This window comes from [Clostridium] polysaccharolyticum, from assembly GCF_900111595.1.
In the GTDB taxonomy this organism is placed as follows: domain Bacteria; phylum Bacillota; class Clostridia; order Lachnospirales; family Lachnospiraceae; genus Clostridium_AI; species Clostridium_AI polysaccharolyticum.
Map to the genome: position 1 here is coordinate 102,814 of NZ_FOHN01000006.1, position 21,944 is coordinate 124,757.

Below are 21,944 nucleotides of genomic sequence, written 5' to 3' on the forward strand. Positions count from 1 at the left end.
GGATTCCCCCATTTTTCCTGTCAATTGTTACGATATTCCATAACATTATCATTATAACATATGATTTCCATCTAAACTAGTAGTATTTTTAGCTGAGAATAGATTTTTTCGAGGTCACCATCATTTTCCAAAACAACACTGCAAAGCTGCTGGAACTGCTTTTCCTCTTTCTGGTTACTCATAATTGCCTGAATCTTTGCATCAGAATATCCCCTTGACACTTTCAAACGTCTGACTCTTTCCTCATACGGAGCACTGACGTACCAGAACTCATCACAGACATCTTCATAACCGCATTCTAAGATTATGGCAGATTCAATAAAAACATACTGGTGCAGTTTTTCATTCTGAATTTTTAATACCTCTTTTTTAATATACTCTTTCACTTTCGGATGTATGATTCCATTTAATACCGATAATTGTACATCATCCGCAAACACCATAGCAGCAATTCCCTTCCGATCTAATTGCCCATTTTCCAAAACTGCCTTTTCACCAAAAGCTGCTACAATTTCCTTGTAGCAGCTTTGGCCTGGCTGCATTAACATAGCTCCAATATCGTCTGCAATTAATACAGACGCTTGGAAATTTTCTTTTATTATATTGGCAACGGTTGATTTTCCACAACCAACCCCACCTGTCAATCCAATTACTTTCATCTGTTGCCTCCCCTTATATTTTCTTTGGTTCCTTAATGTGCCTCGAACCAGTTCTCACCCATTTGCACATCTACTTCAAGTGGCACTTCCATTTGTGCCGCATGAAACATTTCCTCCTTTAGAATCTTTTTCACAGTTTCAATCTCATCTTTATGAGTTTCCACAAGAAGTTCATCATGAACCTGCAGAATCAGCTGAGATTTCATTTTTAAATTCTTTAACTTTTCATTCACACGAACCATGGCAATCTTTATAATATCTGCTGCTGTTCCCTGTATCGGTGAATTCATGGCAATACGTTCTCCTGCTGCCTTTTGCATAAAATTAGAAGACTTTAATTCTGGAACTGGACGAATACGGTGATATAAGGTCTCCACATACCCTTTCTCTTTTCCAGTTTCAATTAACCCATCCATAAATTCCTTAATCCTCGGGTAGGTAGCAAAATATTTTTTTATATATTCATCTGCTTCCTTTTTGGAAATGTTTAAGTTCTGGCTTAAACCAAATGCTGTACTTCCATACACAATACCAAAATTAACTGCTTTTGCATTACTTCTGTCTCTCGATGTAACTTCCTCAAATGGAATGTGGAACACCTGTGACGCTGTGATACGGTGTATATCCTTTCCTTCACGATAAGCTTCGATTAAAGTTTCATCTCCACACATATGAGCTAAGACACGTAATTCTATCTGGGAATAATCCGCATCTAAAAATACATACCCTTCTTTGGGAACAAATACCTTCCGGATTTCTTTCCCAAGTTCCATCCGAATTGGAATATTCTGAAGATTCGGTTCGGTACTGCTGATTCTTCCTGTGGCCGTTATGGTTTGATTGAATTTTCCATGAATACGGCCATCTTCCTGAATATAGGCTGTTAAACCATCTGCATAGGTGGATTTTAACTTAGTAAGCTGTCTGTACTCCAAAATCTTTCCAATCACCGGATGTTCGCAGCGCAATTTATCCAGAATATCTGCTGAGGTTGAATATCCTGTCTTGGTTTTTTTAGCAAATGGCATATTCATCTTTTCGAACAAAATGACACCTAGCTGTTTTGGGGAGTTAATATTAAACTTCTCTCCTGCCATTTCATATATTTCACTTTCCAGGGTAACAATGCGCTCCCCAAGCCTTTGTCCATACTGTGTCAGTTCTTCTTTATTTACATGAACACCACGTACTTCCATATCATATAAAGTCGTTATTAATGGCAGTTCAATGTCATAGTAAAGGGATGTCATTTCAGCCTGTTCTAATTCCTGTTCCAATGTGACATATGCCATTTTCGCTATATACGCATTATAACAGGCATATTTATAAAAATCCGGCATAGTTGCCGCCTGTCCTAAATCTGCCTTGCCAAAATAATCTGCATAGGATGGTATTGTCAAAGACACGTAGTCTCTTGCAATATCATCACACTCGTAAGTGTCTTTCAATGGATTTAAAAGATATGCAGCTACTTTGCAGTCAAAGAACGGATCCTGTTCTTCACTGCTAAGACAAGATTCTGGCATTTTAAATAATAGCTCTTTCAGGTCAAGAACTGCTGCTACCCCTTCCAATGACAAAGCGGCAAGCTGTGCAGTAATCTCTTGACTCGTAATATCTCCTTCTGTAGAAATATAGCAGGTCTGGATTCCATTATCCCCTTCAAAGGAAAGTGCCACACCATAAATAGTCTCTTCCGTTTTTTCTTCTAAACCAGCAAAAGAAAACTGGCCATCTTCTGCTATGGAAAATGCTTTTTTCTTATCCTCCTGAAATAACCAGAATCCAAGCACAAAGTCTTTTTTTCCCTGGCTGCCGGTTATCTTGTCCCATATCTGTTTTGCATCTGCCTGCTTTGTTATTTTCACAAAGTTCTCTTCTATGGTGTCATTGGACAGTGATACTGTCTCACAGCCAAAACGCCTTAGAATACTTTTAAATTCCAAATCCTTCATGATTTGAAATGCTGTTTCATTGTATATATTTTCAATCTTGCTTTCCTCTACTTTATACTCTAATTCACAATCCGTTTTAATAGTAGCAAGAGCTTTACTCATTTTGGCTAAATCATAGTTGTTACGAAGTGCTTCTCTGGCACGGTTTGGCATAACCTCTTCGATATGCTCATATGCATTTTCTAAGGTCTTAAATGCATCCAGTATTTTTAAGGCTGTTTTTTCTCCAATGCCTGGAACCCCTGGAATATTATCTGCTGTATCCCCCATTAGGGCCTTCATTTCAATTACTTGCCATGGTTCGATTCCCATTTTCTCAATTACATCTTTGGTATTGTAATCTTCAATTTCCGTACCAGTCCGTTTTGTTTTTGGAATACGGATTTTAATATGGTCACTTGCTAGCTGCAGTAAATCTCGATCCCCCGAAACCACTGAAACTTCATAGCCTTCTGCCTCGCTCTTCTTTGCAATTGTCCCTAAAATATCATCTGCTTCAAAACCAGGCTTTTCTACAATTCGTATGTTCATTGCTTTGAGAACCTCTTTCATAAGAGGCACCTGTTCTCTTAATTCTTCTGGCATTCCCTTTCTTGTCCCTTTGTACTCTGGGAACATTTCATGACGAAAGGTTGGATGCTTTACATCAAATGCAACAGTAAGATAGTCCGCTTTTTCTTCATCGAGCAATTTAAACAGGATATTTAAAAATCCATAGACCGCATTGGTATGAAGTCCTTTTGAATTGGTGAGTTCAGGAATTCCATAAAAAGCTCTATTCAAAATACTGTGTCCATCAATTAAAACTATTTTTTTACTCATACTTTCTTATTATCTCCAATCCTTTATGCAAACCATAATCCTAATAATAACATAAACAAACATAAAATAATTCTCTTTTGTATTTTTTTTGACCGCTCCAATAACAGCTTCTCTTCTTGTTTATGTAGAAAGCCTTCCATATCAATATGAAAATTATTAGCGATATTTTTATTTTCGTCAAGCTGTTTCATACCATTGAGTAAAGTAAAATAGACTTCTAAATCCTCTTTACAGTCTGAACAATGCTTGATGTGTTCAAGAAACCCTTTTATCTGTTCCTCGTCAAGTTCTTCATTTATAAACGGTGTAATTAGACATTGTGCTTCATAACATGTCATAAATACCCTCCATTCATATTTTTTTCAAAAACCTCTTGCATTATTCTAACACATGTGTTAGAATAAGTCTCGCCTTAAGAAATAAAAAATCAAAAAACTTTGATTTATTTTTCCACATGCGGATGTGGCGGAATGGCAGACGCATCAGACTCAAAATCTGACGGGGGTGACTTCGTGCGGGTTCAAGTCCCGCCATCCGCATTATTAAAACAGCCTGTTTGTCAGGCTGTTTTTGTGTTACCGTTTCACTTTTAAAAAGCTTGCCTTTTCATATCAAGGCAAGCTTTTTACTTTCTCCTATTCTTTCTTCATGACTTTCCGATACCAGACTTCTTCCGCATCTCTTTTCTCTTCTATATATCCAGCCCTTTCATAAAACCGCTGGCTATCCTCACTGGTATATAACGTAGATAAGGACCATTCTTTAATATCAGAATGGGCTTTTTCCATCATTTGAACCACCCGTAATCCGTAACCATTCCCTTGAAACATAGGATCTATTACAAAATCTTCAATTCTTGCTTTATTGTTTTCAAAATAATCCAGCAAAAAGCCACCTATAATTTCATGATTCAAAAGAATCTTATAGACATCATATTGCTTCATAAGTGTTAATTCATTTTCCATAAACTCATATAAAACTTCTTCTTTGTAACTCTTCCCATACCACTTTTTCAATTGTTCTCCTAAAGCCCGCACCTTAATTCCGGTTAATAAAGACGCATCTTGTGTCTCTGCTTTTCTTATGTAAATCAATTGTTATCCCCCTTATGTATACATATTTTCCTCTGCCTTTCACATAATAAAATTATATTAATATAACTATATTAATAAAACTGTATTTACAAAAACGAGTTATGTTTGAAAGGAGTATATTTTATGACAGCACCTGCTAAACAGCCAGCATCCCCGCCACTTTCTGCTCCAGATGTAATCAGGGTTCCGGAAATCAGGCAGCCTTCACCTGATAGTACTACTGTAGACTGTCCAATGGAGATGCCTGCCAAAGAAGCTATCTAAACTTATCTAAAAAAACAGCTAAAAACCACTTTCCTTGTGCAATGAAAAAAGAGACATCCCCCAATCTTATCATCTCTGGAATGTCTCTTTTTCTCGGTCTTAATATAAAATCATGTATTATTCTTTCATTCGGTAATACTGTATCGTTGCATACTGGCCAAATATTTCATCCTCAACTGTACCTCTGCTAAAACGTTCCCCATTGGCGTTGACAATTAATCTTGAGGTCAGAACAGGATACTTCGCTCTGACTGCTTTTCTAAAGTTATCCCAGGAATCCATCGGCATTCCTGCTGCTTCCTTCATAATAGCAGATAAATAATTGGTACTTACCTGTTCATGGGATGGTACATCTTTTAATGGATAATTGGCCCAAATATAATATGGTACGGTATACCGTTTCTGATAATCACCTATTGTAAAACAGTCATAGCTTCTGCCAAACATCTTCTCATATAAATCAGTTTCCAGTCCTGGCTGGTGATCTCCATAAAACATAATTACCGTTGGTTCCTCTACCTGTTTAAAATAATTCACAAGGTATTCCAATGCTTCATCCGTTTTATCAATCAGACTTAAATACTGGCTTAACGTACGATAAGGATAGACTTTTGATCTAGTAGTATATTCAATATTGTCTCCATCATACAAATAACCGCCATGATTCTGCATGGTTACATTAAACAGAAACAGTTTTTCTCCCTTTTCCTTAATTTCAAACTGATGGATAATCTGTTTAAAAGACTGCTTGTCACTAATATACTCACGGATATAATCCAGATCTCCGAAATCACATCCTTTATGAATTGCGATGTTTTTCGTTCTTTTAGTATCATGTTCCTGGTCAAACTGTTCTGCATCGATAAATTTATCAAAACCAATCTGTTTATAAATGGTATCACGTCTCCAGCATTGTCCCCAATACGGATGCACTGCCACGTTGGTATAGCCAAGCTTGTGGAAGTAGTCACAAATAGAATCTGTATTCTTTGTAACATACTGCATATATGGAATCGAACCATATGGAAGAAATTCCAAAGTATTTCCTGTCAGCACTTCAAATTCCGAATTACAAGTACTTCCACCCCAAACCGATACATTTAATTTACCAGAAATGGTATTAGGGTCTTTTTCTAAGCTATGACAGAATTTCAAAGGATCCTGATTCAATTTCAGTTCCCCCAGAACACCCAAATCAGAAAATGCTTCATCCATGATAATAATCACATTCGGATTTTCCTTAGATGGTTCAGGAGTACTTGCTGCCTCTGACTCCGTATCATCCACGTACTGATTCAAATATTCTTTCGCTTTCTTTTTACTGTAATTTTCAGGTTCTTTCAGCATTACTTCCTTGGAATTCAGATAGAAAGTAAGCAAAATTCCGACATTCTCATTCATACGCTCCACATCGAAATTATCTTTTTGGAACTGATCCCTTTGAAAAGAAGAAACATAACATACGATTACTGCAGTTATAATAAGAATAATTACTCGAAATCCTATCATTTCACTTAGTTTCTTCTTCTGAATCAGATTGTTCCATAAGGGAAGCTTATGAATCAGAACAACAAGAAAAATGCTAAATGCTGTAGCGAGCATCAGCCTTGATGTTACGGTAAACTTATAGTTGCCGGCAACAGACATAGCTGTATTAATTCCTAAAATATCATTAGGCACTAGTGGCGTTTTCCGAAGTACCAGTACAACTTCATCTCCCAAAAAGAGAAACCAGTTAAGAAAAATGCTAATGTACATCACTGGTTTAATCCGGAACAGGATAACAAATAAAACTCCTTCCAGAATATAAATCAGCAACGCATTCTGAATAAACGTAATGGAGTTATATAAAGTATATGTATAATTCCATATAAATCCAACCATTAATAGAGGTGCTATCAAAAAAACCGCAAAAGAAAGAACCGTACGGATTCTTTTTCTTGCATCCTCTATTGAAATCTGTCTGTATATCAGTTCTACGGCTGCCAAAAGCATAATGCATGAAATAATTACATTGCATGTATTCAATGTGTTCTTCTCTAAAACTGCAGCATAGTAACAAATGGTACCTATCATCAATATGCCCAATATACCTATCCAGACTTTCTGCATGTTTGTCGCTTTCCTACTCACTTCTTTTACACTCCTTTATAATGTTTTCTATGCACAGCATTACTATTATATCACTTTTTTTTTTAATGTAAATCCAAAAATGCATACAAAGGAAGCGCATGACAAGTCTTTAATTTCGCTCAATTTTCACAATATTGTTTACTTTAGAAAGCTGCTGCATAATTCCATTAAGCTGTTCTCTGCTCTCAACCTGAAAGGACAGCTGTATTGTCGCAACCCCTTCCGAACTGGTTTTACTGTTTAAAAGCTGTACATCTATACGGTTTTTATATAGTATCTCCGTTACATCTGCCAGAATGCCAGTACGGTTCTTAGCAGTCATGGTTATATCCGCTGCATAAAACTTTCCCTTTTCTCCTTTGTATCCTTCTTTCCACTCTACAGACACAAGACGTCTTCTCTCCGCCTCAGGCAATGACAGAATATTATCACAGTCTGTTCTGTGAATCGTAACACCTCTTTCATTAGTCTGATAACCAATAATTTCGTCAAAAGGAACCGGACAGCAGCATTTTGCGAAACGGACTTGTGCACCGCCTACATTTTTCACTACTACTCCACCAGCACAGGTCGTAAAGTGAATTTTCTGGTGTTCTTTTTCGTATTCCTCAATCAGTTTATTAACAATCTGCCCTTCCTTTAAACCGCCGTGTCCTATAGATGCCAGTATGGAATCCCAGTCTTTCACCCCATACTTCTGTACAATCTTCCGCTTATACTGCTCTTCCCAGATTTCCGCTCTTGCAATTCCACGTGCTTTGCAATAAGCCTTTAGCAATTCTTTGCCCCGCTCAATGTTACTTTCCCTCTGTACATCATGATACCATTGATGAATGCGGTTTTTGGCCTGTGTGGTTTTTACAATCCGTGTCCACTCATAACTAGGTCCTCTGGAGTTCTGGGAAGTAATAATCTCTACCCTATCTCCATTCTTAATAATATAATCTATTGGCACAACCTCATTATTAACCCTTGCGCCTACCATTTTATTCCCAACTGCCGAATGAATGCTATACGCAAAATCAATGACATTTGCACCACTTGGCAGGTTTTTAACATCTCCTGCCGGAGTAAAGCAGTAAATCTGTTCCGAAAGCAGATCAAAATCACTTTTTATAGAACTCATGAACTCCTTATTATCGGACATCTGATTCTGCCATTCTAAAATCTGCTTTAACCAGATAAGCTTTTCTTCGCTTCTGCGTTCTTCTCCTGCCTGATCCTTGCCTTCCCGGTATTTCCAAAGTGCTGTAATTCCATATTGAGACACCATGTGCATCTTCTCCGTACGGATCTGCACCTTAAATACCCTTCCACGTCTGGACACCAGGGTTGTGTGTAAGGACTGATACATATTTGGTTTTGGCATAGCAATAAAATCTTTAAATTTTCCTGGCACTGGCGTAAACATTTCGTGAAGGACACCTAATGCCTGATAGCATTCTCGTACCGTCGGCACGATTACCTGAATGGAAAAGGCATCTAAAATATGTTCATCATTTTGGTTTACCATTTTCCGGTAAATGCTGAACAAATGTTTTAAATGGCCTGAAACCTGACCTTTTACGCCATTCTGTTCCAAAGTCTCTTTTACCTCTCCCACAACCGTTTTAATAAATAAGTCCCTCTCTTGTTTTGTTTCATTTAACCTGCGTACTAACTCCTGATACTCAGCTGGCTTAAGATACATTAAGGATAAATCATCCAGCTCCATTTTCACCTTTGATATCCCAAGCCTCTGGGCAAGAGGGGCATAAATATCAATGGTCTCCCTCGCAACTTTAACCTGTTTTTCAGGCTTCCTGAAATTCAACGTCCGAATATTATGCAGGCGGTCCGCTAATTTAATCAGCAGTACACGGATATCTTTTGCCATAGCAATAAACATTTTCTTCAGATTCTCAGCCTGTTCTTCTGTTTTATCAGAAAAATCAGAAATCTGGCCCAGTTTTGTCACGCCATCTACAAGAAAAGCAACCTCCTCTCCAAAGATTTCCTTTACCTCCTCAATCGTCATGTCTGTATCTTCTACTACATCATGCAAAAGCCCTGCACTAATGGATTCCTTATCCAGCTTTAAATCCGTCAGAATTAATCCTACGCAAAGAGGATGAATGATATAAGGTTCTCCGGATTTTCTTACCTGTCCCTGATGAGCCTTTTTCGCAACAGCATAAGCCCGCTCAATCATAGTCAGATCGGAAGAGGGATGATATTTCCTGATACATTCTATCAGGCATGTATACAGTTCCTCAGGTTCCATATAGTTATCTGGTTTAATTAACGTGTTCTCATTCTTCCAGATAGTCAGTTCTTCCATACCAATATGTTCACATGATTTTTCATCCATTATTACATCACTCCAATTATGTAATCAATCGTATCATTGCTTTTCTTTTTGGCACCTGCCTATTCTTCTCACTTTTAAATATTGAAATTATAGCATACTGTTCTAAACCTTGCAAATACAATGCAATAATTCCTTAATAATTTATACTATTTCAATACTATATCATGGGAATCTTTCATACCCTGTTCCCTTTATAAAATACGTCTCGCAGTGAAAAATCCTGATCGATTACCAATACATTGGCATACTTCCCATTTGCAAGACTGCCATATTTTTTCTCTAAACCTAACACTTTTGCAGGATTAATCGTCGCACAAGGCAGAATATCTTCTAATGGAAAATTCAGTTCCTTACATAAATATTTTACGCAGTCCATAAGATTCGAAGCTGAACCTGCCAATGTTCCACTCCGCAACGTCACTTTCTTTCCTTTACAATAGACACTCTGTCCACCTAACGTATATTCTCCATCTGCCAGCCCTGTTGCCATTGTACTGTCACTAATCAGTACAATCCGTTCCCGTCCATACTGTTTCCATGCCCCCCGAATAACAGAAGGATGAAGATGATTCCCATCACAGATTAATTCTACCATTACAGACGGATTGTCTGCAGCAGCTCCTGGAATCCCTGGTTCTCTATGATTCCACGGATTCATTCCATTGTAAAGATGAGTAACGCAAGAAGCACCCGCTAAGAACCCACTGCATGCCTCTTGATAATTGGCTATAGAATGCCCAATGGATACCTCTATTTCCTTTGATGCTTCACGGATAAATTTTTCAGCTCCCTCCAGTTCTGGAGCAATCGTAATCATTTTAACTGCATTTCCAGACACCTTCTGCAATTCATGGAACAAAGATAAAGAAGGCAAAAGGCAGTTCTCCTCCGATTGGGCACCACACCTTTCCGGATGAATAAATGGCCCCTCCAGATTCATTCCACCTAATACATCTGGATTTTTTTGCTGATACTTTTTTACTGCACCTGCAATTTTAAGCAGGTTTTCTCTTGGCAACGTCATGGCCGCTGGGCAAATGGCTGTGACTCCATGCCTTCTTTCATAATCCACCATTTTTTCAATGGACTCTACTGTTCCATCACTAAAATCCACACCATTGCACCCATGAAGGTGCAAATCTGTCAGCCCTGGAATCACATAGCATCCATTCGCATCAATTATCTGGTCTGCCTCTTGATTCTTCCTTTCAGCCTCAAAAGAAACAATCTTTTCACCTTTTATAGTTAAATTTCCTTTACAAAACCCTCCATCTTCCTTATATACCCATCCACTGCGAATCTCCGTTTTCATTAGAACCTCCGAATCTGATCATTGCCATCTGAAGTCTTATCAATCTTTCGAATGGTAACATAATATCCTGCCTGCTCATTTATCTTAACATAAACACGTTCGCCTTCTTTATGGCCCAAAATGGCTTTTCCAACAGGTGATTCTATACTTACAAGACCTTTCAATGTATTTCCTCTCACAGTGGTTACTAACTTGAAAGTTTCTTCCTCGCCATCCTCTTCAAAATAAAGAGTAACCGTATTATTTACCCCTATTTCATCATCTTTAGAATCGTCAGAAATCACTACTGCTGTCTTAATCATTCTTTCCAAATAACGAATACGGCTCTCATTCTGGTTTTTATCTTTTTTGGCTGCATGATATTCAAAGTTTTCACTTAAATCACCATGGGCCCTTGCTTCTTTTACTGCTTCTAGTGCCTCTTTCCTCACCACTAGTTTTCTATATTCAATTTCCTCTTTCATTTTGTCAATATCACTCTGGGTTAATTCATTATGCATAATGCCGCCTCACATTTCCTTTTTTTCTCTATTTTATCATATGTGTCAAACAAATGTTTTCAACACATCATTTCCTAACCCTTCAAAAACCCCCATATAAAGGGAAATCAGCTTTTCTACATAAGCGTAGAAAACATATTCAGAAATACTTGCTTCATTTTCATGAACAATGGCCGCTGCAGCCACTCTTCATAACTAACTTCCTCGCACTGTTCTAAGGTTTTATCCATATCTGCTTTGATTTTTCCCACTACAGTCTTATCCGATATCCAGACTCCATTTTCATAATGAAGATAAAAACTTCTATAATCCATATTTATAGTTCCTACTATTACATTTTTCTCGTTCAAAATGGTCTTGGCATGAATAAAGCCTGGTTTATATTCGTATATACGGACACCATGTTTCAGTAAATACCCATAATTATAATTGGTAAGCAGTTTCACATGCTTTTTGTCTGGAATGTACGGTGTTATAATCCGCACATCAACGCCACTTTGAACAGCCGTAATCAAAGCTCTCTTCATATCATCCTCAATAATCAAATAAGGGGTCGTAATCACCAGGTATTGTTCCGAATACTGTATCATCTGCTGGTATATATTTTCAATAGGATTGGAGCGGTTATAGGCGGGGCCATCCGAAACTACATGGCAAAATGTATCGCTTTTTGGAAATGCTCTGGACGGCCTGTATTTCTCATAATCTATTTGTGCCGTTCCCTGACACACTTCCCACATCTGTAAAAACGTCACCGTCATTCCCCATACAGCGTCGCCTTCTACTCGAATTCCATTATCCTTCCATGTACCAAACCGGTTAATCAGATTCGCATATTCATCTGCAATATTATATCCACCTGTAAAGCCCACATTTCCATCTACTACAACAATTTTCTGATGGCTACGGTAGTTCATATATAATTTATCTGTGTACTTATGAATTGGATTAAATATCTGAACCTGGAATCCTTCCTGTTCCAGCTTTTTTCGAAAATGTTTATCCGTCCGGATTTTCGCCCCAAAATCATCGTACATAAATTTCACTTCTACGCCTTCTTTAATCTTCTTTAACAGAATTTCATGAAGGGTATCCCATATTGCACCTTCTGCCACAATAAAAAAATTAATTAAAATAAACTTTTCTGCTTTTTCCAGCTCATTAAAAATTGCTTCAAATGCATCCTCTCCCATAGAATAATATGCTATCTGGTTATTAGCATACAAGGGAAAATTCTGCGAAGTCATATATTTTGATACCCTTGCCTCCAGCGGTTTCTTATTATAAAATTCCTCAGCCAGGCCATTGTCATGTTCTAAAAACATCTGTCCATGCCGCATAATATGCTTAATATTATCATCTAAGCGTTTTGTAGAATCCCGTCCACCCCACAAAAGATACATAATATGCCCCGATATGGGAAGTACTAATGCAATGCAGATCCACGAAATTTTATAGGATGGACTTCTATTGTCATTTACCAGATTCAGAATCAGTACAATACTAAAAATCTCTAAAACAACATAGAAATATACCGTAATATTCTGCAGCACAAAAGGAAGCAGTATGATAATTCCTATCTGGAACAGAACCAGAAATCCTACAAGGCACACACTGAAAAAACCGCTTAGGTTACTCTTAAAACGTCCTGTAAGTTCTTCTCTAATTTTATTATGATATTCTTTTGAACCAGCTATCCTACTTTCTCTATCTCTCATGAAGCACTCCTTTTTAACATGCCATCTTACCTCATTTATGCTATAATACATATATTACAGGAGGTACCTTATGCAAATCTTTCAAAAAAATCTTTCAATATCCATACCTTATCAGTTTTCCTCTGACAAGTCAATCAAAGAAACTGAAGTACTGTTTTTCGATATTGAAACCACTGGCTTTTTGCCTGATATCTCAAGTATTTACCTAATTGGATGCTGTTATAATAAAAATAACTGCTGGAATCTTATTCAGTTTTTTGCCGATGACTATATAAGTGAACCGGTGCTTTTGCAAAGCTTTTGCGATTTCGCCACTGACTATAAAACAATGATTCATTTTAATGGAAGCAGATTCGACATACCCTATCTGCAAAAAAAGCTTATACATTACAATATGACGTTTTCCTTTGATTCTTTCCTGCAAATTGATTTATATAAAAAAATTCATCCTTACAAAAAGATTTTAGGACTGCCAGATTTAAAACAGAAAACTGTGGAAGGTTTTCTTAGCCTGCCTCGTATAGACTCCTACACTGGAAGAGAACTGATTGACGTTTATGCAGCTTATATGAAAGATAAATTTGGCCATAAAGAGGATACAGAAATTGAACAGAATAAACTCCTTCTTCATAACGAAGAGGACGTTACCGGCTTAATTTGGTTAACATCACTAATGGCATATACGGATTTATTCGAAAAAAAGCCAGACTCCTGCAAAGTGACTGCTTGCAAAAACAGTGTAACATTTGAAATTCCACTCCGGAATACACTATTAAAACCAATCCATTTACAAATCCCGCAAATTGGCTTTCACGCTTTTGAAAATAATGCACAAATAACAGTTTCCTTTATACAAGGCGAATTAAAATATTATTATGCAAACTACAAAGACTATTATTATCTTCCATCGGAAGATACCGCTATGCATAAAAGCGTAGCTGAGTTCGTAGATAAAAAATTTCGTGAGAAAGCAAAAGCTTCAAACTGTTATACCAGAAAAACCGGCTTTTTTTTGCCACAATTTCATGGAAACTTAGAACCTGCATTTCGAGCCGATTATAAGGATAAGCAAAGCTATATCCAAGCAAGCGAACGTTTTCTTTCTGATTCAGGCTTATGTTGTCAGTATGCTTTTATATTATTACAGCATCTGCTGCATACAATTAAAAAAATTTAATTGGGAAAGAACAAAGTGTGAGTTCCTCAGACTCTCACGACTGGAATGTACTCGAAGGAACGCAGGCTTTGCCACGCCAGACGGGTGTCGCTGTCTTTTCGCTGTCGCTGCATTTTAGCGACTATCTTCCTTACCCATCTGTGTGCATTCTGTGCCCTTCTTTTTCAGGGCACTTTTTATTTGATAGGGAAGGACTCGCAGAGGACTTTCCTGTCAAATAAAAAAACCACCATGTGCAAATCCAGCACATGATGGTTTCTCTATAATCTGCTAATTACTCAACAGAAATGATTTCCTTTTTATTGTATGAACCACAAGCTTTACAAACTCTGTGTGGCATCATTAACTCTCCACATTTGCTGCATTTCACAAGATTTGGAGCAGTCATTTTCCAGTTAGCTCTACGCTTATCTCTTCTTGCTTTAGAATGTTTATTCTTTGGACAGATTGACATATTTACACCTCCTTAAACTTCTCGAAGACATCTCGAAATACTGACATTCTCGGATCCATTACTGTTCGATCACATTGACAAGTTCCTTTGTTAAGATTCGTTCCACATACATTGCAAATTCCTTTGCATTCTTCACTACATAAAACTTTCATTGGAAAGTCCAGCAAAATCTCATTATAGACTAAACGGTCGACATTTAAATCATATTCTTCCATATAATTTAACTCATCTAAGTCATCTATTCTATCTTGTGATGTTTCACGGAAATCTAACTCTTTTGACACAGCTATCTCAAATGCAGTTTCCACATCTTCAAGGCATCTACTACATGGAAGCATAAGCGACACTATTGTGGAACCTTCCACAAGCACTTTCCTCTCACCCGTACAGGTAATTGTCAAGTCCATAGGATTCTTTTTCACAAAGCCATACTCTGTTCCATCCAGCTTAAAGCATTCCATATCAATTGGAACTACAACGTGTTGGACCTTGTCCTTCACCGACATAATCTCTGATAAATGAATTAACATAAATTATCTCCTAATCCTGTATTATCCACGGATTAAACTAGGATTTTTCCACACTTTCTTATTTATACCACAACTCATTGCAAATGTCAACAAAAATTGCAATATGTTATTCATAAAACTACACGCCAGACAGTATTTGTCTGGCGTGGCAAATAGAAAAAAATCATGCTAAATCAAAGCTAACGTTTCACGAGCAATTGCTAATTCTTCATTTGTTGGAACAACAAAAACTTTCACTTTGCTGTCTTTTGTGGAAATTTCAACTTCTTCCCCACGAATACCCATTGTTTCTTCATTGCTCTCCACTCCAAGGTAGCCTAAATAACTCATAATCCTTCTGCGAATGCCTAAATGGTTTTCGCCTACGCCTGCTGTAAATGCAATAGCATCCACACCATTCATAGCTGCCACATAACCACCCACTACTTTTGCAACATTGTACGCAAATACATCTAATGCATTGGCAGCTTTTTCATTTCCTTCACTAGAAGCCTGATCCAAATCCCTAAAATCACTGGACACGCCGCCAGATATACCCAATACACCAGATTCTTTATTTAAAATATTCATTACTTCTGAAATAGTCCTGTTTTCTTTGTTTGCTATAAATTCAATGATAGCTGGATCAAGATTTCCAGATCGAGTCCCCATTGGTACCCCTTCTAATGGAGTTAATCCCATGCTTGTATCAACAGATTCCCCATTTTTCACTGCCGTAATACTAGAACCGTTTCCTAAATGGCAAACGATTACTTTAGAATTGTTCCTATCTAAACCAGCAAGTTCAATAAGCCTCTTAGAAACAAAGCTGTGGCTTGTTCCGTGGAAACCGTATCTTCTAACTTTGTAATCTTCATAATATCTGTCAGGTACACCATAGGTGTAAGCTTTTTTAGGCATTGTCTGATGGAAAGCAGTATCAAATACTGCTGCCATAGGAACCCCTGGCAACGCTTTCTGACATGCGTCAATCCCAATTAAGTTAGCTGGATTGTGTAGTGGAGCTAAGTCATTGCATTCTTCAATTGCTTTGATAACTTCTTTGGTAATTACTACAGATTTTGCAAATTTTTCCCCACCATGAACTACTCTGTGTCCTACTGCACCAATCTGGCTTAATTCCCTGATTACACCTGTTTTCGGATCTATAAGTGCATCTAATACGATTTTGATTGCATCTGTATGATCTTTCATCTCTGAATCAATCGTATATTTTTCACCATTTTCCGGCTTAAAAGTGAAACGGCCATCAATGCCGATTCTTTCACAAAGACCTGACGCTAATACGTTTTCACTGTCAGAATCAATTAGCTGGTATTTTAATGAAGAACTGCCACAATTTATAACTAAAACATTCATTTTACAAAACCTCACTATAAAAAATTAATTTGCCTGTGCCTGAACTGCTGTAATTGCAACAACACCAACGATATCTTCTGCAGAACATCCTCTGGATAAATCGTTTACCGGTTTTGCAATACCTTGGGTCAAAGGACCATATGCTTCTGCTTTTGCTAAACGCTGGACTAATTTGTAACCGTTATTTCCTGCATCTAAATCTGGGAAAATAAGGACATTGGCATGCCCGGCAATATCGCTTCCCGGAGCCTTGAAAGAACCAATGCTTGGAACGATAGCAGCATCTACCTGATATTCCCCATCAATTGGAATATCCGGATATAATTCATTGGCAATTTTAGTAGCTTCTACTACTTTTGTTACATCAGCATGCTTTGCACTTCCTTTTGTGGAATGTGAAATCATTGCGACCTTAGGATCTTCCTGAACTAATAATTCAAAACTATGGGCACTTGTTGCTGCAATGTGCGCAAGTTCTTCTGCTGTAGGGTTCTGGTTAAGACCAGAATCACCAAATACGAAAATGCCATTTGCACCATATTCACAGTCTGGAACAACCATAACGAAAATTGCGGAAACTAATTTTGTTCCTGGTTTTGTTTTTAAAATCTGTAAAGAAGGTCTTAATACATCTGCTGTAGCGTGGCATGCACCTGCTACCATACCATCTGCATCACCCGCTTTTACCATTGTAACACCAAAATATAAGAAATCCTTAGTAAGAAGTTCTCTTGCTTCATCAGGAGTCATTCCTTTGCTCTTTCTGCATTCGCATAAAATCGCAACATATTCTTCAAGCTTATCGCTGCTGTCTGGGTCAATAAAATCTGCTCCAGATAAATCGTAACCATATGATTCTGCTTTCTGAACAATTTTATCTTTATTTCCAAGCAGCACTAAATCTGCAATATTTTCTTCCATAACTTTTACCGCTGCCTGAATAGTTCTAATATCGTTTGTTTCTGGTAAAACGATTGTCTTTTTGTCTTTTTTCGCTCTAGCTTTGATAACATCTATAAATGACACGATAAAGACTCCTTTCTCCACTTGTAATTTCTTCTTTTTTATTCATTGCGTCCGAAAGTAAATACACACTTTCTCCATAACTTTGTATGCATGGCCGCTTTCCGTCGTATATTATATACCAACGTTTTGCGTAACACAAGCCTAATTGCCCTTATTTTTTAGTACTAAATTCAATACAATCCATTTGTTAAAAAATTCTAATACTTTTTATTTTTTTATTCAAAAGCATCTGAATTTCTGCATAAATATTCATGCTTTATGCATATGTTTTTCTACCTTTCTTTTCCCATGAAAAAGATCGCAATACAGCCTGGACCAGTATGCGAAGCAATTACCGGTTCAAAAGGTTCCACAAATATATCCTTTGGATTTAGCTCCATCATTTTATCCTTCATGTACATTGCATCTTCTTCGCAGTCTGCGTGTGCAATGCCAAATATCTGTTCTTCTGGATTCTCTACGCTTTCTTTCATTTGCATAAGGAGTTCATTCAAAGCTTTTTTCCTGCCTCTGGCTTTTCCATATACTTGCAAATGTCCTCCCTTATCCATGTTCATAATCGGCTTAATACTTAAGGCTGAGCCAAATACCGCTGCTGCAGCCGAAATTCTTCCACCACGTTTTAGATAAAACAAATCGTCTACTGTAAACCAGTGTAACATTTTTAATTTGTTTTCTTCTAGCCAGTTTCTTGTTTCTTTTAGGCTTTTCCCTTCACTTCTAAGTTTACAAGCATAATACACAAGAAGCCCTTCTCCAAGTGCAGCTGATAAGGAATCTACGCAGAATACTTCTGAATCCTTATACACATCCTGTAAATCAGATACCGCTAATGACACTGACTGATATGATCCACTTAATCCTGACGAAAAACCAATATAAAGAATATCCTTTTTTTCTTTCATCAATCGGCCTATATAGGACATTGCACTGTCTACATTAACTAATGATGTCCGAATATTGGCTTTACTATTAAGTTTCTCATAAAAATAATCCAGATCATTTTTCTGTCCAGGAACATAGGAAGAAAACTCTTCATCGCCAATATAGTAGGACAAAGACAAGATGTGAAGATTATTTTCCTCAATAAATGCCTGTGGCAGATTCGCAGAACTGTCTGTAATAATTTCAAATAACATAAAGTTTTCCCCCATAAATTTTTTATTATGTTTCATTCTCAAAATTATAAATTATTCCCATTCCCATTTCAACATTTTTTTACTTCTTACATAAATCATCTCCACGACACTTTACGGTATACTGCATTTTAGCAGAATATATATTTCTCATTTTTGCTCATTGTCTCCCAATTCCATAAGAACTTGCACCAATTTCTAAATCTGCTATAATACTTTATATCAAAAATCTGGAGGAAACCTATGAGTTTTAACACCGTTCAAACCGCCTCTGCCTCACCTTTGGCAGTTGGAATTATCGCAGAGTATAATCCATTCCACAACGGACACTTATATCAGCTTAATGAAGCCAAACGCCTGTCTGGTGCTGAATTCTTAGTGGTTGTTATGAGTGGTTCATTTGTCCAGCGTGGTGTACCTGCATTTCTATCTAAAACAAGCCGCACCCGAATGGCTCTGGAAAATGGAGCAGATCTTGTTTTAGAATTGCCAGTCCGGTACGCAACTGGAAGTGCAGAATATTTTTCCTTAGGAGCAGTCTCCTTACTTGAAAATATAGGTGTCATTGACTGTTTATGCTTCGGAAGTGAATCTGGTGCCACTTCTGAAATGAAAATAATTGCAGATCTTATACAAAAAAACTGTGATGATTTTAATAATTCCATTGGAAAACACCTTAAAAGCGGCCTTTCCTACCCTGCTGCCCGCGAAAAAACACTAATAAACCATTGCGATTCATTATCTCAAGTTCAGATAAAAGAATTAATTTCTTCACCAAACAATATTTTAGGCATTGAGTACTTAAAGGCACTTTCCTTATTAAAGAGCAGCATAAAGCCTTTCACTATAAAACGAAAACAGACAGGATACCATGACCCTAGTCTTTCCGTAGAGAACTCCAAAGAATGTGCCATTCATTCCGCCTCTGCCATACGTGCTTCCTTGGAAAAAAACTTCTTTCTTCCAAACATTAAGCAAAGTGTTCCAGAAAGCGTGTACCAGATACTGAATAACGAAAAAGGTTATCCTGTAACTTCTAAAATGCTGTCTGACATGCTCTATTACGCAATTGCCTCCAGCACAATTGAAGAATTAGCTTCCTATCAGGATGTCACTTACGACTTAGCACGTACCATAAAAAAATCTCTTAATCAATTTAAAGATTATGAACAATTTATTTCTGTACTAAAATCAAAACAATTTACTTATACCCGCATCAGCAGAAGCCTTTTGCATATTCTGTTAAAAATGCCAGCTTACTCCCTGAAAGGCCTTTCCTCTGAAGAAATAGCTCCTTATGCCAGAATCTTAGGTTTCCGCCGTTGTGCTTCTAGGCTGCTAAAGGAAATAAAGCAAAACTGCACCATTCCTATGATAACCAAAATGGCTGACGCCAAAAACATGCTTTCCACTGCTTCCTATGAAATGCTGTCCCAAGATGTTTTTTCCACTAGCCTTTACCAGCGTCTGGTTTTCCAGTCATTTCACCAAAAGGAAAAAAACGATATTCAGACTTCACCTGTTATTCTATAGCCTAGTCAATCAGTCCTTCTAACTGATCTACCAAATCTGCAAATACCATAAGAGCCTGTTTCACTGGCTCTTTGGAACTCATATCAACACCTGCACCTTTTAACAGATCAATTGGATCCTTGCTGCTTCCTCCACATAAAAAATTGTGGATGTATTCTTCTACAGCCAGTTCCCCTTTTTCTAAAATACGTTTAGACAGTGCAATCGCAGCTGAATATCCCGTTGCATACTGATATACATAAAAACTCCGGTAAAAATGAGGGATTCTAGCCCATTCCATTGCAATATCTTCATCTATAACAACTTCATCTCCATAATATTTTTTATTTAAATCATAATATGCTGCAGACAAATTTTCTGCAGTAAGTGCCTGACCTTCTTCTGCCATCTGATGTGTCAGCATTTCAAATTCAGCAAACATAGTCTGACGGTAAAGAGTACTGCGGAACTGCTCTAAATGATAATTAATCAAATACGCTTTTTCCTTCCTGTCTTTTGCATTGGCTATTAAATGTGCCATTAGCAATGCCTCATTACAAGTAGAAGCTACCTCTGCAACAAAAATACGGTATCCTGCATAAGTAATAGGCTGTGTTTTATCCGAATAATAAGAATGAATCGCATGTCCCATCTCATGTGCCAGCGTAAATGTATTATTTAATGTATTCTGGAAATTCAAAAGCACATATGGATGAGTTCCATAAGCACCCCATGAATAAGCACCGCTTCTCTTTCCTTCATTTTCATATACATCAATCCAGCCTGAATCAAATCCTTCCTGTAAAATAGACAGGTACTCTGCTCCTAATGGCTTTAGTCCTTCTTTTACAATCTGCTTTGCCTCTTCAAATGCCACTTCCATTTTAAAATCCGAAACTATCGGCGTGTAAATATCATACATATGAAGTTCATCTACTTTTAATGCTTTTTTACGCAATTTCATATACTTATACATAGCAGGAAGATTTTCATGCACAGCATCAATCAGGTTATAGTACACTTCGACTGGTATGCGGCTGCCATCCAGGGCACATTCCAAAGAAGAAGGATAGTTTCTGGCCCTGCTATAGAAAATGTCTTTTTTCACATTGGTACTGTACAGGCTTGCTAATGTATTTTTAAACTTTTTATAAGAGGAATACATGCCCTCAAATGCGTCCTTGCGAACGCTTCTTTTGCCGCTTTCCATCAGCTTGCTATAACGGCCATGGGTTATTTCTATCTCTTTTCCATCTTCATTTTCAATAACTGGAAACTTAATATCCGCATTATTAAACATGGAAAAAGCATTTTCTGGCCCATCTGCCAATTCCGCTGTCTGTGCAAGCAGTTCTTCCATCTCAGAGGATAAAGTATGTGGTTTATCTTTCATAATTTCCTGAATCATACGCTGATACTGCAGCAGTTCTGTTTTTTCTTTGTAAAATGCCTCTATTTTCTGTTCTGGAATTTCAAGTATTTCAGGCGTTGCAAATGATATTGCACTGTTTACCTTTGCCATAATGCTGGCTGCTTTATCGGAAAGATCCTGATAAATTCCATTGGTTGTGTCCTCATGAAATTTTTGATTGGCATATACATAAACACGCTCCATAAACAAATTTAATTTATCTCTAAGGGAAAGATAAGAATACAAAGTATCCGCTGACTCTCCTAGCTTTCCTTTATAGCCTTTCAATTCTTCTGCCATAGAAAGAATCTCGTCTGCTTCCTTCTGCCACTGCTGGATATTTTCATATAAATCCTCTATCTTCCATTTATATTCCTCTTTTACTTCGCTTCTCTTCTTCAGCTGCTTTATCATTCTTTTACCACCTTTCTTTCACACCATGTAGTTTTCCCCACATTTTTAGTTATACACTATTACTATAAATCATAAAATATATGCAAGCAATAGTTTTTATCAGAAAGCAGGAAACCTT

Annotated in this window: 18 protein-coding genes and 1 tRNA gene; 4 read left to right on the forward strand and 15 right to left on the reverse strand. The window is 37.3% G+C overall.

Features of this window, described 5'->3' with window-relative positions:
• Positions 1-71: 71 nt before the first annotated feature.
• From coaE to BMY85_RS05610, 3 genes are read right to left on the reverse strand one after another with little or no spacing between them, the layout of a single operon-like run.
• Positions 72-659, reverse strand: coding sequence for a dephospho-CoA kinase (gene coaE, locus BMY85_RS05600; RefSeq protein WP_092477284.1), 588 nt, complete (start codon positions 657-659; stop codon positions 72-74).
• Between the two features lie 32 nt (positions 660-691).
• Positions 692-3,436 (reverse strand): DNA polymerase I, encoded by a 2,745-nt coding sequence (gene polA, locus BMY85_RS05605; protein WP_092477285.1) that lies wholly within the window; start codon positions 3,434-3,436, stop codon positions 692-694.
• A gap of 23 nt (positions 3,437-3,459) precedes the next feature.
• Entirely contained in the window at positions 3,460-3,774 is a 315-nt protein-coding gene (locus BMY85_RS05610) for an anti-sigma factor family protein (protein WP_092477286.1), read from the reverse strand.
• Positions 3,775-3,892: 118 nt separating this feature from the next.
• On the opposite strand from BMY85_RS05610, the gene BMY85_RS05615 reads away from it, so the two are divergent.
• Positions 3,893-3,975: transfer RNA gene (locus BMY85_RS05615), tRNA-Leu, on the forward strand.
• Positions 3,976-4,071: 96 nt separating this feature from the next.
• Here the strand turns inward: BMY85_RS05615 and BMY85_RS05620 are convergent.
• Positions 4,072-4,530: a GNAT family N-acetyltransferase gene (locus BMY85_RS05620; protein WP_092477287.1), complete on the reverse strand. Its 459-nt coding sequence runs from the start codon at positions 4,528-4,530 to the stop codon at positions 4,072-4,074.
• A 123-nt stretch (positions 4,531-4,653) separates the two neighbouring features.
• Here BMY85_RS05620 and BMY85_RS15540 point away from each other — a divergent pair, with 123 nt between their 5' ends.
• Positions 4,654-4,794 (forward strand): hypothetical protein, encoded by a 141-nt coding sequence (locus BMY85_RS15540; RefSeq protein ID WP_177180655.1) that lies wholly within the window; start codon positions 4,654-4,656, stop codon positions 4,792-4,794.
• A gap of 117 nt (positions 4,795-4,911) precedes the next feature.
• On the opposite strand, the gene BMY85_RS05625 is transcribed toward BMY85_RS15540, so the two are convergent.
• The 5 genes from BMY85_RS05625 to cls all read right to left on the reverse strand — a co-directional run bounded on the left by BMY85_RS05625 (position 4,912) and on the right by cls (position 12,807).
• On the reverse strand, positions 4,912-6,927 hold the full coding sequence (locus BMY85_RS05625; RefSeq protein WP_143066330.1) for an LTA synthase family protein: 2,016 nt from the start codon (positions 6,925-6,927) through the stop codon (positions 4,912-4,914).
• A gap of 109 nt (positions 6,928-7,036) precedes the next feature.
• On the reverse strand, positions 7,037-9,277 hold the full coding sequence (locus BMY85_RS05630) for a RelA/SpoT family protein (protein WP_092477289.1): 2,241 nt from the start codon (positions 9,275-9,277) through the stop codon (positions 7,037-7,039).
• A gap of 175 nt (positions 9,278-9,452) precedes the next feature.
• The gene (gene nagA, locus BMY85_RS05635; RefSeq protein ID WP_092477290.1) at positions 9,453-10,589 is read right to left on the reverse strand and encodes an N-acetylglucosamine-6-phosphate deacetylase; all 1,137 of its coding nucleotides are present in this window, start codon (positions 10,587-10,589) and stop codon (positions 9,453-9,455) included.
• Entirely contained in the window at positions 10,589-11,089 is a 501-nt protein-coding gene (locus BMY85_RS05640) for a GreA/GreB family elongation factor (RefSeq protein WP_092477291.1), read from the reverse strand. Before BMY85_RS05640 ends, nagA begins: the two co-directional genes overlap by 1 nt.
• A 116-nt stretch (positions 11,090-11,205) precedes the next feature.
• On the reverse strand, positions 11,206-12,807 hold the full coding sequence (gene cls, locus BMY85_RS05645; RefSeq protein ID WP_177180656.1) for a cardiolipin synthase: 1,602 nt from the start codon (positions 12,805-12,807) through the stop codon (positions 11,206-11,208).
• A gap of 70 nt (positions 12,808-12,877) precedes the next feature.
• On the opposite strand from cls, the gene BMY85_RS05650 reads away from it, so the two are divergent.
• Positions 12,878-13,984 (forward strand): ribonuclease H-like domain-containing protein, encoded by a 1,107-nt coding sequence (locus BMY85_RS05650; RefSeq protein ID WP_092477293.1) that lies wholly within the window; start codon positions 12,878-12,880, stop codon positions 13,982-13,984.
• Between the two features lie 274 nt (positions 13,985-14,258).
• On the opposite strand, the gene rpmF is transcribed toward BMY85_RS05650, so the two are convergent.
• From rpmF to BMY85_RS05675, 5 genes are all read right to left on the reverse strand, one after another.
• A complete protein-coding gene (gene rpmF, locus BMY85_RS05655) occupies positions 14,259-14,438 on the reverse strand; it encodes a 50S ribosomal protein L32 (RefSeq protein WP_092477294.1) in 180 nt (59 codons plus the stop codon).
• 2 nt (positions 14,439-14,440) lie between these two features.
• Positions 14,441-14,968 (reverse strand): YceD family protein, encoded by a 528-nt coding sequence (locus BMY85_RS05660; protein ID WP_092477295.1) that lies wholly within the window; start codon positions 14,966-14,968, stop codon positions 14,441-14,443.
• A 168-nt stretch (positions 14,969-15,136) separates the two neighbouring features.
• Positions 15,137-16,327, reverse strand: a complete 1,191-nt coding sequence (locus BMY85_RS05665) for an acetate/propionate family kinase (RefSeq protein WP_092477296.1) — start codon at positions 16,325-16,327, stop codon at positions 15,137-15,139.
• A gap of 24 nt (positions 16,328-16,351) precedes the next feature.
• Entirely contained in the window at positions 16,352-17,353 is a 1,002-nt protein-coding gene (pta, locus tag BMY85_RS05670) for a phosphate acetyltransferase (RefSeq protein WP_092477297.1), read from the reverse strand.
• Positions 17,354-17,625: 272 nt separating this feature from the next.
• The gene (locus BMY85_RS05675) at positions 17,626-18,492 is read right to left on the reverse strand and encodes a DegV family protein (protein ID WP_177180657.1); all 867 of its coding nucleotides are present in this window, start codon (positions 18,490-18,492) and stop codon (positions 17,626-17,628) included.
• A gap of 240 nt (positions 18,493-18,732) precedes the next feature.
• On the opposite strand from BMY85_RS05675, the gene BMY85_RS05680 reads away from it, so the two are divergent.
• Positions 18,733-20,022 carry a nucleotidyltransferase gene (locus tag BMY85_RS05680; protein WP_092477299.1) on the forward strand — a complete coding sequence of 430 codons (1,290 nt, stop codon included), beginning with the start codon at positions 18,733-18,735 and terminating at the stop codon, positions 20,020-20,022.
• 1 nt (position 20,023) lies between these two features.
• Here BMY85_RS05680 and pepF read toward each other — a convergent pair whose 3' ends face one another.
• Positions 20,024-21,826 (reverse strand): oligoendopeptidase F, encoded by a 1,803-nt coding sequence (pepF, locus tag BMY85_RS05685; protein WP_092477300.1) that lies wholly within the window; start codon positions 21,824-21,826, stop codon positions 20,024-20,026.
• Between the last annotated feature and the right edge of the window lie 118 nt (positions 21,827-21,944).